We start from the raw sequence: 16,234 nt of genomic DNA on the forward strand, positions 1-16,234 counted from the left end.
CATCAAGGGGGGGGCTTGAGCCCGTGATTCTGTGCCACGCATGACGTGCACCTGGACGGGATCCGCGATGACCGATGAGTGTTTGGCAAGCAGCAAGGACCGCTGACGCGGTTCTAACCAGAACGGTGACTGGCGCGATCTTGGCGCCGCATGAAACACAGCGGCTGGTGGTCAGCGACAAGACGGGCACCTACTCCTCGCGATCACCGGGGAAGAGCAAGTGCGGGCCTATTGACTACGGACGGCGAAATGGTGACACCGTTTTCGTCAGCGACTCCAATGGATAGCCCTATTTCTCTCCCACATTCCTCCAATAAATCCTGACATCCTCCAACGGCACAGTTGTTGAAATTCTCAACCTATCATAACGAGCGTCCGAAGGAATTTTCGTTGATGGCGTCAACATAAGTCTTAAGCCATCCTTGGTGAAAATGCTTTCGCCAGAGTAATGAAGGATTACCGAAGATTGACCACCACTTTGCGACAGGGTCGCCTCAATAGAATTTTTTGGGAATATGTCAATCGCTCGGGACCATGATTCGAAGGGGCCCAGCGATGCGGGGATTCTTGAGGATACATCCAGCTGCAGGCTTCCATATCCATCAATAGAGGAAACGGGCTTTATCGTTATATTTTCGGTGTTCACGATGGTTATCGTCCCAGAAATCACCGAAACTGTCCCACCAAAGAGTAGAGCAAGGATAAACTTAATCATAATTTTTTGCACTTGGGGCAAGCTTCATTCTCATAATATAGCGCCCGCGCGCGGTGCAAAACCTCTACAGCCCAGGTCTGGCAATTCTCTGCGCCAAAAACGCCGGCAAGCCCTCCTGCGGCAATGGAGTAATTTGGTAGCCCGATTTGTTGGATTGCCTCACGAACATAACCATCAAATAACGGGTCGTCACATACTTCATCGCAATTATCCAATGAGGGCTGTTCATTCCTCTCGTAGCTCCCGCCCCCCCATAAGGCGCTAGAAGACGGCCCGAAGCCAATGGTGTCGCCACTTATATTTAGATAGTAGTGGCTCAAAGGATTGAAGCGGCTCGTGTAGTGAGGCGGCACTCCTAGACCTTTCAGCCATCTAACACAAAGTTTCACCCATAAGCCCAGCTGATCTGTTGCATTCAGGGGGTTGGCTTCAACATAGGCGAAGGTACTGATTCCTCCATTCAAACCGATCGGATCACTCTCCACATACCTCCCCGTCACGGCGTCGTAATCCCGATGCACGTTGTAGTTCAGCCCCGACTCCGCGTCGTGATACTGCCCCGGAAACCGCATGGCCAGGTCGTACGACCCCAGCGCTGGCGTATCGCCGAAGGCCTCGCCTGCATAGGCCCAGCCCCACACGGGATAACCGCCGGTATTCACCACCCGGCGCGGCGTGCCGAGGAAATCGGTGGACACGTAGTGGACCGACACACCCTGGGCTGATGTATCCAGCGTGGCGACCAGTGTGCCTTCCAGCCAGAGATATTCCCGCTTTTGTTGGGTGCCGGGCGTGTAGTCGCCGAGCAGGCGGGCTTGGTCATCGTAGATGAACTGCCGGGCATGGTTGCCTGTGGTCTTCTGGGCGCGCAGCCCGTTGGCATCGTAGACATAGCTACCGACGATCCGACCTGCCTTGGCTATCTGCGTCAGGCGATTGTTGGCAGCGTAATCGAGGTCCAGCGACTGGCCTTGCCGGGGCATGCGCACGATGTTGCCTGCGGCGTCGCTCAGCACATTGGCTGTCTTCCAGCCGCGCCAGCCGGGCGTGGCGATGCCACCGAGGCGGTGGGTGCCCGGTTGATAGGTATAGCGTTCGGTCAGCAGCCCCGCCCGCCCGCGCGATTGGCGATCGCCGGTGGCGTTGTAGTCGTAGTGATCGCTGAAGAGGCCCCAGGGGCCGATCTTGTCGGTAAGGCGCTGCAGGGCGTCGTAGCGGTAGCGCTGCTCGGCAGCGTGAGTGATGAACCGGCCTTCGTGCAGGGCGACGATATTGCCGTTGGCGTCGCGGCGTACGTGCAGGTCCAAGCCGAGTCCCTGAATGTCCGTACCCTGGTAGTTGAGGTCGTAGGTGCGCTTGAGGGTGAGTGAGCGGTCACCGTACACGACGTTCTGAACCGGTCCAAAGGGCAGGTAGCTCACAGCGCTGACCACCGGGGTGGTGGTGGTTTGGCCGGCCGATTGGGCGCTGATGGTGTTGACCCTGCCGCTCGCATCATGGCCATAAGTGGCGACCGTGCCACTCGGATAGACGATACCGCCAAGGCGGTTGCCTGGCGTGTAGTTATAGGTCGTGTCGTAGGCGACGCCTGCGATCACACGGTGCTGCGCGATCACGTTGCCGCGTCGATCGTAGCAATAGCTGGTGGTGCCAGAGGCATCGACCATGCGCGATACGCGGCCAACCGGCCAGGACATGGCGCATCCCGTCGTGTCTGCCGCCTCGTCATAGTGATACGCCGCGTTGAGCGCGGGCTGGGAGGGATACGTCACCGCGGTGACCCGATGCAGCAGGTCGTAGCTCCGATCGGTTTCAACCTGGCGGGCATCGACGGTACGGATGCGGTTGCCGACGGCATCGTAGGCATGGGTGGTGATGCCGGTGTCCGGGCTTTGCTGCCGCACGAGTTGGCCGGCTGGATCATAGCCGTAGACGGTGGCGAGATTGCCGGGATCCACGACCCGGATCAGTTGTCCGGCGGCATCGTAGACGTACCGGGTCTGGGCGGTGGCATCTCCTGCGTCGCCAGAGTCGCCATGGCCGTGAGCGGGATTGGAGCCGTAGTGATCACCGCGACCGCTATCATGGCCATGATCGTGGCCGTAGTCGTAACGGCGGTCGCGGTCGCGGTGATCGTAGGCGACCCGTTGGGCGGTGGAATGTTCATCCCGGTCATGGCCCGGACCACCTCGCTTCCAGTGGCCAATATCGGCATAGCCTTGCCCCATGCGGATCAGGTGGCCCACGGGGTCATAGTCATAAATCGTGTGTATATGCAGCGGGTCACTTACGTCGTGCGCACGACCACTGGCGTCGTAATGGGTTCGGGTGACGTGATTGTCTGCATCAATGGTGGCCACGCGCTGGTTGGCGGCGTCGAATGCGTAGGACCTCAGCCAACTGGGATCGCTGCTGCCTGCGGCCGCCATGGCCTCGGTGGTCAGGTTGCCTGCCGCATCGAAATCCTTGGTCCGGATATTGCCCTCGCTGTCGCTGGTGGCGATCTGCCGCCGATTGGCGTCGTAGGTAAATGTGGTGCTGACGCCATCCGGATCGGTCACCTGGATGAGATTGCCGACGGCGTCATAGCTCATGGCCGTGGTGGCATCGTCGGCCGACGGGCTTCCGTCGGCGTTGGCGCGCAGGCTGCGTGTGGCCAGCCAACCGCGCGGTGTGTAGGTGCTGTCGGTGACCACGCCATTGGGGTCGACCGTACGAACAAGCCGATCCTGTGCGTCATACGTGAATGTGCTGGTTTGGCCCAGTGCGTTGGTAACGCTGCTGCGCCGGCCGGCCGCATCGTAGGCAAAGGTTGTGGTGGCTCCGGCCGCATCGACAATGGCGGTTACCCGGCCTTGCAGATCGCGCTGCCAGGTGGTCACGTTGCCATTGGCATCGGTCCTGGTTGCCAGCAGACCATTGGGGTAATACGTGCTGGTGGTTGCGTGGCCCAACGGATCCACCTCGCCGACGCGTTTGCGGGTGGCGTCGTAAGCGTAGGCCGTGGTGTGCCCATTGCGATCGCGGAAAGCCGCCCGATCGAGCTTGTCCCAAGTGGTGACTTCGTCACTGTTATCCGGGTAGATCGTGCGCACTTCGCGGTTCAGCGCGTCGTAGACGTGACGCGTCACCCGGTTCAACGGGTCTGTTTCGGCGACAAGCCGGCCCACCACGTCGTAGTCGTAACGGGTGGTGTGATCGTTGGCGTCCACCACGGAACGCAGGTAGCCCTGTGCGTCGTAGTTGTAATGGTTAACGTGGGCAAGAGGGTCGGTGGTCGATAATTTTTGGCCTGCCCCGTTGTAACTGTTTTGCGTGACGGCACCGTTCTCGTCGGTATGACTCAGCACGTTGTGCTGGTTGTCGTAGGTGAAGGTTTCGGTGGTACGGCTACCGTCGGGGGAAAGGCGGTCGATTTGCACCACGTCGATCTGGTTGGGGGCGTAGGTGTAATCCGTCTGCAACCCTGCCGGATCGATGCTGCGAACCAGTTTGCCCCTGGCGTTGTAGCTATTGCTGGTCAGCTGCGTACCGCCGCTCGGCAGTATTCGGCCAATCGCGGAAGGGACGTTGAGTTTGCCTGAGCCACCCGCGATGTCGCCCGGGTGGTTGTACCAGATGCGGTTTTCCAGCGGGTATTTGATGCTTTCGAGCGAATCGGCGGTTACGGAGGAAAGGCCCCCATTTTTGCTGACGTGCGACCAGTGATAGATCACGGCCTTGGTGTAATCACCCGGGTATTTCTTGTAGGCCGCGGCGTCCCAGTAGAAGCTGTCGCGGCTGTTGATGTAGCGATTGAAGGCCTTGATGCCACCGGGCACATGGCTTTCACTGAAGGGCACGCCCGATACCGCCTGGTTGAATTCCATGCGCGAGGTGTGCCCCTCAGCGTCGGTGATATTGATCCATCGCTGGGTGCCGGATTGCCCGGTGGCGAACGTGGTGGTGCCATAAGGCGTGGTCAACCCGGTGATCGACGTACCCGCGTTGTAGGCAACGGCGGATGCCATGCCGATGGTGTCAGTGATTCCACTCAGACGCCCCGCGGCGTCGTAGGCCAGGCGGGCGGTGCGGCCGGCAACATCGCTGACGCTGGTGAGGCGAAGCGGCTGCCCGGCATCGTCGTAGTGAAACGTCAGTGGCTGGCCCAGCGCATCGGTGGCGGTTGCCAGACGCAACTGGCTGTCGTAATCGAGCGTGACTGCATTGCCATGCGCATCCACGTGTTGGGTCAGGAAGATTCGCCGTGGATAGAAGGTGCTGGCGTCGCTGGCCGCGAAGATGTCCTTGCTGCCGTCGGGAAAGCGCCGCTCGTACGTTACCGGCGAGGCTGAGACCTCCACCAATTGCGCGCCGGTTTCCGGTTCGGAGGCGAAGCTGCCGGTAGCGCTGTCGAACCCTGTATACAGTCGTCCAGGGCCACCAGGCAGGTAGACAAGTACGCGGGCGCCGCGGGCCGTCGGATCATCCTGCACATAGCCCAACCAATTGTGCGTCCATTTCGGCCCGACGTTGCCGTAGGTGAACGTCGACGGTTGGTCGATATCCAACTGGTTGTAGGTCAACGTGAAAGCCATCGCCGGCCCTTTGGGGGGCGCATAGCTGAGCGGCGTATCGCGCAGGGTCAGGCTGATCAACATGGGGCTGATGCTGTAGGTGGGCATGCCAGGCGAGGGCGTGGAACCGCCGCCGGGCGTCGCGCCACCGGTGCCACCCGCCGCACCGCCAATACCGTTGGACGAGCCCCCTGCACCGCCACCACAGCCACACTCGCAACTACCGCAAGGAGGAAAGCCGTGCGGATCGTTGGAACTGGTGTAGCCGGCGCCATGAACGGTTTGAGCCTCATTATCGCCAACCGCCAACATGCCCGCAGCCAGTGCAGCCGAACCGGACACCAGGAAATAGCCACTGCTTTCGGCCTCAACGGCGCCCTTCGATATCCATACCGTACCGTCCATTACCGGATCGGCCACCTGGTAGCGGCCGTCCGTTTCGGCCAACACGGCAACGAAGTGACCGCTCTTCCAATGCGCAATGGATGGCACCGGGATGGGTGCCCCATGGATTCGCTGAACTGCCTTCATCGGCCGCTGGTGCTGCGATGCGATGTCACTCAACTGCGCGAGGCTGTAGCCCGGCTGTGCCGGATTCATCGCCAGGTTGGGGCGCAGCCCGCTATCCAGGCCTTCGGCATGCCACAGAGCAGTCAACGCGGTCCACCCGCACTGGAACGCGGTTTCCGGATGGTGGCGCATGTCCCACAGGCCCGTTTTGGCAATCGCCACGGCCGCTTCGTTGCCCGCGGCCGGCCCCAGCTGCTGCACCTCTTTCAGCAGGTCGGCGACCTGCGTGGCATGGCCAAGTCGCGTTTCCAGCACAAGCTGTTCGCTCAAGGCCCTTGCACCTACGGCGCGCAGAGATTTGTTGTCCATCACTTGGCGGCGCGCATGCGCAAACGCGTGCAAGGCCTGCGTATAGCGCCCTGCTGCACGGTCGGCCAGACCCACGTTCAGCCACAGTGATGCTCGCCATACGCTGTTCGGATGATCGGCGAGGAAATGCTCGAGGGAACGCGTATCGCTGGCATTGTTCGTACGTCGATAGGCTTCAATCGCGCGTTCCAGTGCAGCCTTTTCCGCAGATGAAGGTGCGGAGGCCGCAAGCAACGGCTCCTCGAAAACGCCATGGCGTTGCGGGCCAGCCATTCCTGGCGTTGCTGCCCAGGCGCTGGAGGGCAAACCGAACCACACCAGGAAACCAGCGAAAAGGGTACGGATGAACATCTTGCCTGTGTGCATGACCAAATCCTTTTTGGAACACGAAGCAGCAGAGAGAGGTGATGAAATGTCTAGCGGGACATGTCCCGCGGACGCTGCAGCAAGGTATCGGGATCGATTAGCGCGCCGTTGGATAACGGACGGAACGTTCGGGCGGAAATCTCCATGCCATCGGCCGTGCGGAAAATGCCGGCGGCATAACGCTTGAAACAAGCTTTGTCCTGCGCCCGGCACAGAACGGCGACGCAGCCATCGATGGCCCACCAGGCAAGCTCGGCTGGATTCTCGGGCGGCAGCTCATACTTGCCCCGATGCGGCGAATAGCGCACGAGATCGCCGGGCATGGGACGTGCTACACGTACTTCATCCTGGGCCATCAACACCGCCAGCGAGGTGTCGTCAGGCAACTGGATGGCGACAGGCTGCAGGGCGGTATGGAACGCTACCGCATCATCCGGAAGGGACTGCCAGAAATGGCGAGCGCGCATGTCGGCGAACAGTTGGCGACTTTGCGCCGCTGTTGCCGATGATTTGAAGATGCCTACGATCAGGTGGGGGTATGAGCCGGCCGACGGCATGGCACACGCCTGACCGTCACACCGAAAGATGTCGGCGCGATGGGTTGGTACGGGCAAGACATTTGTCGGCTGCGCGGCCGACGCGCACGTGGTGATCAGCGTCGCCGCCACAAGCAGCCATCCCTGCAAACACTGACGCATTCCATTCCCCTGGGCCTCAGTCGCCGGGCAACCTTAGACCATTCGACATTCGAGGAACAGTGCCAGCCCTGGGCCGTCATCACAGTTTTTGGTGTTGGACGTCTGGATGGCCAGGCGTCCAATCGCCCTGGCAAACATTCGATCGCCCCTCTTGAACAAGGGCATCGTCCGACGGCTGGTTCCTGTGAGTCGCAGCGTTACAGCAACTTCTCCGCCTCAAGCTCGCTTTTCAGGTACGCGTAGTAGATCGGCGCGGCGATGACGCCGGGCAGGCCGAAGGCCGCTTCCATCACCAGCATCGCCACCAGCAGCTCCCAAGCGCGGGCGCGGATCTGGGTACCCACGATGCGGGCGTTGAGGAAGTATTCCAGCTTGTGAACCAGGATCAGGAAGACCAGCGCCGCCAGGCCCACGCCCAGCGATACCGACAACCCGGCGATGGTGATGGCGGTGTTGGAGATCAGGTTGCCGACCACCGGCAGCAGGCCGACGATGAAGGTCACCACCACCAGCGTCTTGGCCAGCGGCACGTGCACGCCGAACAACGGCATCACGCCCAGCAGGAAGACCGCGGTGAACACGGTGTTGATCAGCGAGATCTTGACCTGGGCGAACACGATGTTGTGAAACGCGTCGGCCAGGCGGCGGCAGCGCAGGCTCAGTGCGGCAGCCAGCGGCCCGACCTGATGCGCCGGCCGGGTGCGGCTGAGCGCGATGATGGCGCCCAGCACCAGGCCGATCAGCACATGCACGAAGGTACGCGCCGCCTCCTTGCCTGCCAGACGCAAGGTGCCGGCGTGCCGGTGGGTCAGCTCCATCACGCTGACCCGCAGGTCGTCGACGCTGTCGGGCAGGTGGTTGATCAGCACCGCGGGCAGTTGCTGGCGGGCCTTCTGCACCAGCGGCATCAGCTGCTGTTGCCACAGCAGCTCGGGGTTACCGATCTCGGCGCGGAAAAAGCTGATGGCGCCCAGGATCAGCAGCAGCAACAGCCCCACCACCAGCGCACCCAGCAGGGCCACCACCACCACGCGGGCGCGGTCGCCGGAGATGCGCCGGCCCAGCAGCGGCGTCATCGACTGCACCAGCTCGAACACCAGCAAGCCACCCAGCAGCGCGGGCAACAGGTGCAACTCCACCACCAGCAGCAAGGCGATGGCGGCCAGCACGTAACTGATCTTGCGCAACATCGGGGACGGCGGGCGCCAGACGGGCGGCGAGGGGAAGGACGACGCGGGATCCATGCATATCACTGCGAGGTGGGGCGGCCAGTGTAATGCCTGGACGGGCTTCGCCTGGCGGACCGATGCATGCCGATCGGCCGATGTTTCGCACCCACCGGTTCGGCGATCATGGCGGCTTCACTCCACGCTTCAGGAACGCCATGACTCTTCGTCTCCCCGCCGGCTTGCTCGCGTTTGCCCTGCTGGCCGGTTGCGCCAGCGTACCGGTGCCGACGGCCACGGTGCCGGCCGATGACAACCTCAACGCGGTGGCGTGGAGCCAGACGGCCATCGAGCACGACCTGATCTACCTGCAGACCTATCGCGATGCGCAATCACAATTGCTCGCCGCCTTGAACGATCCGCAGTGGGATGCACTGGCGAGTTCCGACCGGGTCGCGCCGCTGGCGCAACTGCCGCCCGCCGTGGTGCTGGATATCGACGAGACGGTGCTGGACAACTCGCCCTACGCGGCGCGCCTGGTGCGCAGCGGCAAGGAGTACGACGAGGCAAGCTGGCAAGCCTGGTGCCGCGAGGAAAGCGCCCGCGCGTTGCCGGGTGCGGTCGCGTTCACGAAATTCGCCGCCAGCCATGGCATCGCGGTGATCTACATCTCCAACCGCAGCCGCGAGCTGGACCAGGTGACGCTGGCCAACCTGCGCAAGGTCGGCCTGCCGGTTTCCGGGCCGGACGCGTTCCTGGGTCTGGGCACGGTGGTGGCTGGATGCACCCAGGTGGGCAGCGACAAGAGCTGCCGCCGCCAACAGGTGAGCCGGCATTACCGGGTGCTGATGCAGTTGGGCGACCAGCTCGGCGACTTCGCCGACTTCCCCACCGATCGGACCGCGCGCCCCCAGGCCATGGTCCGCTACCTGCCGTGGATCGGCACGCGCTGGTTCGTGCTGCCCAACGCCACCTACGGCGCGTGGGAATCGGCGCTTTTTCACGACCAGTGGAGCGCTCCGCGACAGCAGCGTCGGCGGCAGAAAATCGAGGCGCTGCGCTACTGATCGAACACGCCAATCAAAATCAACATGTTACGTAACAATAGACAAGCGTTGCCTTAACTTTCACACCAAAGTAATATCTGCCTTGCCGATCCTGCTCACCGCGAGTTTGCAGACGAGGCCGTTTCCCATCCGGTTTTGCCGGATTTCCCCGTGAGGCTCCAGCCCGCGGGGTTTTCTTTTTGGGCCGCGCCTGCTGCAGCGGTCGGCGCCATTACAATACGCGTTCGCACTCAGTTGACGAACGCATGGACAGACAGCCGGGCACCACGATCCTCAATCCCAGCGTGCTCGCGTCCGCGGAAGAGCTGCAGGCGCAGTTCCGGGGCAATCCGCCGTTTCCCCACGTAGTCATCGACGACTTCCTCGACGCATCCTTCGCCAACGCGTTGCTGGCCAGCTTTCCCGACTTCAACCGCGGCAACCACATCGGCGACGACGGGAAGCCCGGTGGCAAATCGACGCTGGACAAGATCCGCGCCGTGGGGCCGGCCTACCAGCAACTGGACGACGCGATAAAAAGTCCGGCGTTCCTGCAGGCCATCGGCAAGATCACCGGCATCGACGGCCTTCTCTACGACCCGTGGTATCTCGGCGGCGGCACGCACGAGAACCGCAACGGGATGAGCCTCGACCCGCATGTGGACTTCAACTTCCATCCCAGCGAGCGCTGGCATCGCCGCCTCAACCTGATCGTCTACCTCAATCCGCAGTGGGATGGCGCCTGGGGTGGCAAGCTGGAGTTGTTCGACGATCCGGCCAAGAATGTCACGCCGGCCCGGTCGATCGGGCCGGCTTTCAACCGCTGCGTGATTTTCGAGACATCCGAGCGGTCGTGGCATGCGTTCGACAGGATCCAGGTGCCACCGGAGCATGCCGGGATCACGCGTCGTTCGATTGCCTTGTATTTCTACACGAAGGATCGGCCCGCCGATGAAACCGCCGATCGGCATACCACGTATTACGTCAATCGGCAGCTCCCCGAGCATCTCACCGAAGGGCACACACTGACCGCTGCCGACGCCGCCCTGATCAAGTCCATGATCGATCAGCGTGACGGCCATATCCGCCTGCTGTATGCCGAGAACACCTCCTTGCGCAAAGCCCAGGACGGCGGCCTCACGGGCCATCTCCTTTACCTGGCCAAACGCGCTTACGTCCGTTTTCGCCGCTGAGCGACGAATAGCCGCCCGGAAGCCTGCCACGGGCGCCAGGCTGGCGCAGGGGATGAAAACTCCGCCCGCCCTTGTTCCGCATCGCGCCGGCCCTTAACCTGCCCGGTCACGGCGCGCACCGGCGTTTCGCCCTGCTGCCACCCACCGCGAGAATCCGCCCATGCGCATCACCCTTGTTCGTCACGCCCTGCTGCCGTTGCTGGCCGCGTTCGTCCTGGCCGGCTGCCATGGCAAGGACGATCCGACCCAGCCCGGCGGCAGCACGCCGGTAGCTTCCGTGCAGAGTTCGGTCGAGCTGCTGAAGAAGGGCGACCTTGCCGGCCTGTGGAAGCACGCACTGCCGCCGGCGGATTACGCCACGCTGCGCGCCGACTGGAGCAAGCGCGACCCCAACCAGCCGCCGATCACCGAGCAGGACCGCGCCCGCTTCAACGAGACACTGCAGAAATTCACCGCGCCCGATGCCGAGCAAAAGCTGTACGCCGAGCTGGAGCCCAAGCTGACCCAGATGGAGCAGCAGTACAAGGATCAGCTGCCGGTGCTGATCAGCATGGGCGACGCCCTGGTCAAGCGCGGCATTGCGCAGAACACCACGCTGGATGCGCAGCAGAAGACCCAGGCCAATGCGGTGGTCGACGTGCTGGCGCCGTGGGCGCAGAAGACCCCATGGTTCGACCAGGCCAAGGCGAAACAGGCCGTGCACGTGGCCGTCACCACCGCGCGCCAGCTCGACCTGAAAAGCCCGGAAGAGCTGCGCGCGATGGATTTCGACACCGCCATGAAGAAATACGCGACCGGCTATGACGGCGCCAAGCAGTTGCTGGCCATCTACGGCCTGTCGGTGGATGACACGCTCGATTCGATCAAGCTCAGCGAGCTGGAGAACAAGGACGGCCACGCGAAGGTGAAGATCGACTACACCCTGCTGGGCAAGCCGCTCTCCACCGAAACCGCGATGGTCGAGGTCGACGGCCGCTGGTACAGCGAAAGCATGCTGAAGAACGCCCGCCAGTCGCATCAGCAGCACGAAGACAACGCGGCAACCGCCGAGCCGGCACCGGCCGGCAGCACCGCTCACACGGACTGATCGGCGCAACCGTTTAGAATAGGCGGATGCCAAATCATTCAAACGCGGACGCCCCGCGCAGCCGTGCACCCTGGTGGTTCACCCTGGCCGGGCAGTTGTTGCAGTCCTGGGTGCGCATCCGCCGCGACCCGGCCGAACCGGCGACCTTGCTGCAGGCGGGCGTGCCCGTCTGCTACGCGATCGAGCGCGACGGCTTTTCCGACGCCCTGATCCTGCAGCGCGCCTGCCGCGAGGCGGGCCTGCCCAGCCCGATGCAGCCGCTGGCCGGCACCCGCCGGCGGCGCTCGGTGTTTGCGCTGGCGCGCCGCGACGGCTGGATCTTCGGCCGCATCCGCAGCCGCACGCCGAACGAACCACTGGGCCAACTGGTGCACTCACTCGAGGGCTTCCCCGAGCGTGACATCCAGATCGTGCCGGTATCGATCTACGTGGGCCGCGCACCCAACCGCGACACCGGCTGGTTCCGCGTGCTGTTTTCGGAAAACTGGGTGATGGTCGGCAGCTTTCGCCGGCTGCTGGCGCTGCTGTTGAATGGCCGCGACACGGTGGTGCAGTTTTCCGCGCCGGTGTCGCTGCGCAAGGTGCTGGACGAATCTGGCGACATCGCGCCGGAGCGTTTCGCGCGCAAGATCGCCCGCGTGTTGCGTACCCATTTCCGCCGCATCCGCACTGCCGTGGTGGGGCCGGACCTGTCGCACCGGCGCACCGTGGTCGATTCGGTACTCAATGCCGAGCCGGTGCGCGCGGCGATCGCCGCCAGCGCCGCCAAGGAAAAGATCAGCCACGCCAAGGCCTGGCGCAAGGCGCACAAGATGCTGCTGGAGATCGCCGCCGACTACTCGCACCCGGTGGTGCGCTCGGCGTCGTTCGTGCTGTCCAGCTTCTGGAACAAGTTGTACGACGGTATTGCCATGCACCACTTCGACAAGGCGCGCGCGGTGGCGCCCGGCCACGAAGTGATCTACGTGCCCTGCCACCGCAGCCACGCCGATTACCTGCTGCTGAGCTACCAGCTGCACGTGTCTGGCGTGGTGGTGCCGCACATCGCCGCGGGCGTGAACCTCAACCTGCCGGTGATCGGGCCGATCCTGCGCCGCGGCGGCGCGTTCTTCATGCGCCGCAGTTTCAAGGGCAATGCGCTGTATTCGGTGGTGTTCAACGAATACCTGGCGCAGCTGATCGACCGCGGCGTGCCGATGGAATATTTCATCGAAGGCGGCCGCTCGCGTACCGGCCGCCTGCTGGCGCCGCGCGCGGGCATGCTGGTGATGACCATACGCGCCTTCCTGCGCGCGCCGCGCCGGCCGGTGCTGTTCCAGCCGGTCTACATCGGCTACGAAAAGCTGATGGAAGGCAACGCCTACGCCGGCGAACTCAGCGGCAAGCCGAAGGAGAAGGAATCCCTGCTGGGCCTCCTGCGCGGCCTGAAGGTGCTGCGCCAGCGCTACGGCCATGTGGCGCTGAACTTCGGCGAGCCGATCGAACTGAACCCGCTGCTGGACGCCACCGGCACCGACTGGCGCGCCGCCAGCGGCGACCCGGACGCCCGCCCCGAATGGCTCAACGACGTGGTCGACCAGGTGGCCGAGCGCATCCAGGTCAACATCAACCGCGCCGCCGACGTCAACCCGATCAACCTGCTAGCGCTGGTGCTGCTGGCCACGCCCAAGCACGCGATGGCCGAGAGCGACCTGCTGGCACAACTGGAACTGAGCAAGGCGCTGCTGGAGGAACTGCCCTACTCCGACCGCGTCACGCTGACCCCGATGAACCCCGCCGGGATCATCGCCTACGGCGAGCAGATGGCCTGGATCCAGCGGGTCAAGCACCCGCTGGGCGACGTGCTGACGGTGAGCGGCGAGCAGGCGGTGCTGCTGAGCTATTTCCGCAACAACGTGCTGCACCTCACCGCTACCGCGGCGTGGGTGGCCTGCTGCTTCCTCAACAACCGGCGCATGGCGCGCGCGACCGTGGTGCGGCTGGGCACGCTGATCTACCCGTTCATCCAGAGCGAGCTGTTCCTGCCGTGGGACAGCGACGGTTTCGCAGCGCAACTGGAAGCCACGCTGGACTTCTTCATCCGCCGCGGCCTGCTGGAATCGCGCAGCGACGGCCGCACGGTCGAGCGCGGCCCGGGTCAGGAAGACAGCGCCTTCCAGCTGAAGGTGATCGCGCGCGGCCTGCTGCAGGCGTTCGAGCGCTACTACATCACCCTGGCGGCGCTGGCCAAACACGGCCCGCACACCATCACCGGCGCCGAGCTGGAAACCACCTGCACCCTCACCGCGCAGCGGCTGGGCCTGCTCAACGAATTGTCCGCGCCGGAGTTCTTCGACAAGGCGCTGTTCCGCGGCTTCATCCAGAAACTGCGCGAGCAGCGCGTCGTGTGGACCGACGAAGGCGGCAAGCTCGATTACGACAACGCGCTGGAAGGCATGGTGCGCGACGCGCGGGTGATCCTGTCGCGCGATGTGCGCCACTCAATCCTGAAGATCACGCAGGGCGCTGGCGAGAAGGAGCCGCCGGCGGGCGGCGACGCGGCGGAGCAGGCGGCGTAGCGCTGGCTTCAAGAGCGGCCCCCTTCCGCCCTTCGGGCACCTTCCCCCGTAAACGGGGGAAGGAAGTATCCGGGCCTCCTCGAAACAGCCAGCTTCCTTCCCCCGCTTCGCGAGGGAAGGTGCCCGAAAGGGCGGAAGGGGGCGCTTTTCCCATAACCACTTCAACCCATCCTGTAACATCGCACCCCATGACCGACCAGCCCACACCCGCTCCCACGCCAACCACCCATTTCGGTTTCCGCGACGTACCCGTCGGCGACAAGCAGAAGCTGGTGGGCCAGGTGTTCACCTCGGTGGCGCGCAGTTACGACCTGATGAACGACCTGATGTCGTTCGGCGTGCATCGGCTGTGGAAGCGGCATTTCGTGGCGATCAGCGGCGTGCGCCGCGGCGATCGCGTGCTGGACCTGGCCGGCGGCACCGGCGACATCGCCGCGCTGCTGAAGCCGGTGGTGGGCGCGGACGGTGAAGTGGTGGTGGGCGACATCAACGCCGCCATGCTGGGTGTGGGCCGCGACCGGCTGACCGACCGCGGGCTGGTGTCCGGCCTGCGCTGGGCGCAGCTCAACGCCGAGGCGCTGCCGTTTCCCGACAACAGCTTCGACGCGGTGACCATGGCCTTCGGCCTGCGCAACGTCACCGACAAGGACAAGGCGCTGGCCGACATCTGCCGCGTGCTCAAGCCCGGCGGCCGCCTGCTGGTGCTGGAGTTCTCGCGGGTGCAGAACGAGCTGTTCAACAAGCTCTACGACTTCCACTCGTTCAAGGTGCTGCCGAAACTGGGCCGCCTGTTTGCCGGCGACGCCGACAGCTACCAGTACCTGGCCGAATCGATCCGCAAGCACCCCGACCAGCAAACGCTGAAGGGGATGATGGAACGCGCCGGCTTCGGCAAGGTCGAGGTGCGCAACCTCACCAACGGCGTAGTGGCGATCCACCGCGCGTACAAGCTGTAAACCGCGAGCGCGGCCCCGCTGATCCAGATCAGGGGCCCGGCGCGGATCGCGGCGTATGTTGATGACCTCCTGCAACGAGGTATCAACACCATGTCTATCGACGCCCTACCCGAAGCCAATGTCCACACGTTCGACGCACGCGGCGTGGCCCGGCGTTTCCGCCATTCGGCCATCTTCGCCGCCATCGGCGTGCTGCGCTCGGGCGAGACGATGCGCTTCATCAACGACCACGACCCGATCCCGCTGATCGCGCAATTGAACGACCGCCTCGGCGAAAACCTCACCGTGACCTACCGCCAGCGCGACCCCGGTGCGATCGTGATCGACTTCGGCATCGTCGGCCTGCCGATCGAGTGAGCGCCGCGATGCATTACCCCGCGTTCTACGACGAAGCCCCGCGCATCGCGATGCACGATCCGCTGGCCGCCCTGCTGGGTGCCGCCGACGACGGCCTGATCGACTACGGCTACGTTGATGCCGTGCGCCTGGCCGGCCACTCCTGCCCCACCGTAGCCGGTGCCTACCTGATGGCGCGCGCGGCATTGCGCGCGTTGTATCCGGACCAGCCGGCCGAGCGCGGTGGCATCTGCGTGCGCATGCCGGCGGCGGAAGACGAAGGTGTCACCGGCGTCACCGCGCAGGTGTTGACGCTGATCACCGGCGCGGCCGCCAGCAATGGTTTCCACGGCATCGGCGGACGTTTCGTGCGGCAATCGCTGCTCAGTTACGCCGCAGTGCGGGGCGCCAGCGCCGTGCAGTTCCATCGTCGCGACAACGGCAACGCCGTGTCCGTCGAACTGGACCTGAGCCGCATACCGCCAGCGCCGCAACTGCGCGAATTGATGGGCGCGGCACTCGACCCGGCCGCCACCGCGGCACAACGCACGGCATTCGGCCAGGCCTGGCAGGACCGCGTGCGGCGGCTGTTGCTCGATCACGCCGACGACCCCGAGGTACTGCGGCTCACACCGCTGCACTGAATCGCCGGCATACACCTCAGAGGGTGTGAAAAAT

Annotated in this window: 10 protein-coding genes; 7 read left to right on the forward strand and 3 right to left on the reverse strand. The window is 63.9% G+C overall.

Annotated features, from left to right (window positions below; all coding sequences use genetic code 11):
- Nucleotides 1-711: 711 nt before the first annotated feature.
- The 3 genes from ASD68_RS10470 to ASD68_RS10480 form a co-directional block, all read right to left on the reverse strand.
- Nucleotides 712-6,516, reverse strand: coding sequence for an RHS repeat-associated core domain-containing protein (locus ASD68_RS10470; RefSeq protein WP_056606461.1), 5,805 nt, complete (start codon nt 6,514-6,516; stop codon nt 712-714).
- Between the two features lie 50 nt (nt 6,517-6,566).
- Nucleotides 6,567-7,214: a hypothetical protein gene (locus tag ASD68_RS10475; RefSeq protein WP_156458379.1), complete on the reverse strand. Its 648-nt coding sequence runs from the start codon at nt 7,212-7,214 to the stop codon at nt 6,567-6,569.
- Nucleotides 7,215-7,411: 197 nt separating this feature from the next.
- Nucleotides 7,412-8,404 (reverse strand): AI-2E family transporter, encoded by a 993-nt coding sequence (locus ASD68_RS10480; RefSeq protein ID WP_056606469.1) that lies wholly within the window; start codon nt 8,402-8,404, stop codon nt 7,412-7,414.
- Nucleotides 8,405-8,598: 194 nt separating this feature from the next.
- Here ASD68_RS10480 and ASD68_RS10485 point away from each other — a divergent pair, with 194 nt between their 5' ends.
- The 7 genes from ASD68_RS10485 (at nt 8,599) to ASD68_RS10515 (ending at nt 16,200) form a co-directional block, all read left to right on the forward strand.
- The gene (locus tag ASD68_RS10485) at nt 8,599-9,447 is read left to right on the forward strand and encodes an HAD family acid phosphatase (protein ID WP_056607496.1); all 849 of its coding nucleotides are present in this window, start codon (nt 8,599-8,601) and stop codon (nt 9,445-9,447) included.
- A gap of 245 nt (nt 9,448-9,692) precedes the next feature.
- Nucleotides 9,693-10,619, forward strand: coding sequence for a 2OG-Fe(II) oxygenase (locus tag ASD68_RS10490; RefSeq protein ID WP_056606471.1), 927 nt, complete (start codon nt 9,693-9,695; stop codon nt 10,617-10,619).
- A 160-nt stretch (nt 10,620-10,779) separates the two neighbouring features.
- Nucleotides 10,780-11,706 carry a hypothetical protein gene (locus tag ASD68_RS10495; RefSeq protein ID WP_056606474.1) on the forward strand — a complete coding sequence of 309 codons (927 nt, stop codon included), beginning with the start codon at nt 10,780-10,782 and terminating at the stop codon, nt 11,704-11,706.
- Between the two features lie 26 nt (nt 11,707-11,732).
- Nucleotides 11,733-14,264, forward strand: coding sequence for a glycerol-3-phosphate 1-O-acyltransferase PlsB (plsB, locus tag ASD68_RS10500; RefSeq protein ID WP_056606477.1), 2,532 nt, complete (start codon nt 11,733-11,735; stop codon nt 14,262-14,264).
- A gap of 188 nt (nt 14,265-14,452) precedes the next feature.
- Entirely contained in the window at nt 14,453-15,220 is a 768-nt protein-coding gene (gene ubiE / locus ASD68_RS10505) for a bifunctional demethylmenaquinone methyltransferase/2-methoxy-6-polyprenyl-1,4-benzoquinol methylase UbiE (protein WP_056606480.1), read from the forward strand.
- 90 nt (nt 15,221-15,310) lie between these two features.
- The gene (locus ASD68_RS10510) at nt 15,311-15,577 is read left to right on the forward strand and encodes a DUF2249 domain-containing protein (RefSeq protein WP_056082698.1); all 267 of its coding nucleotides are present in this window, start codon (nt 15,311-15,313) and stop codon (nt 15,575-15,577) included.
- Between the two features lie 8 nt (nt 15,578-15,585).
- Nucleotides 15,586-16,200: an FmdE family protein gene (locus ASD68_RS10515; RefSeq protein ID WP_056084156.1), complete on the forward strand. Its 615-nt coding sequence runs from the start codon at nt 15,586-15,588 to the stop codon at nt 16,198-16,200.
- Nucleotides 16,201-16,234: the final 34 nt, after the last annotated feature.

The organism is Rhodanobacter sp. Root627 (assembly GCF_001427835.1).
GTDB classification, from domain to species: Bacteria; Pseudomonadota; Gammaproteobacteria; order Xanthomonadales; family Rhodanobacteraceae; genus Rhodanobacter; species Rhodanobacter ginsenosidimutans.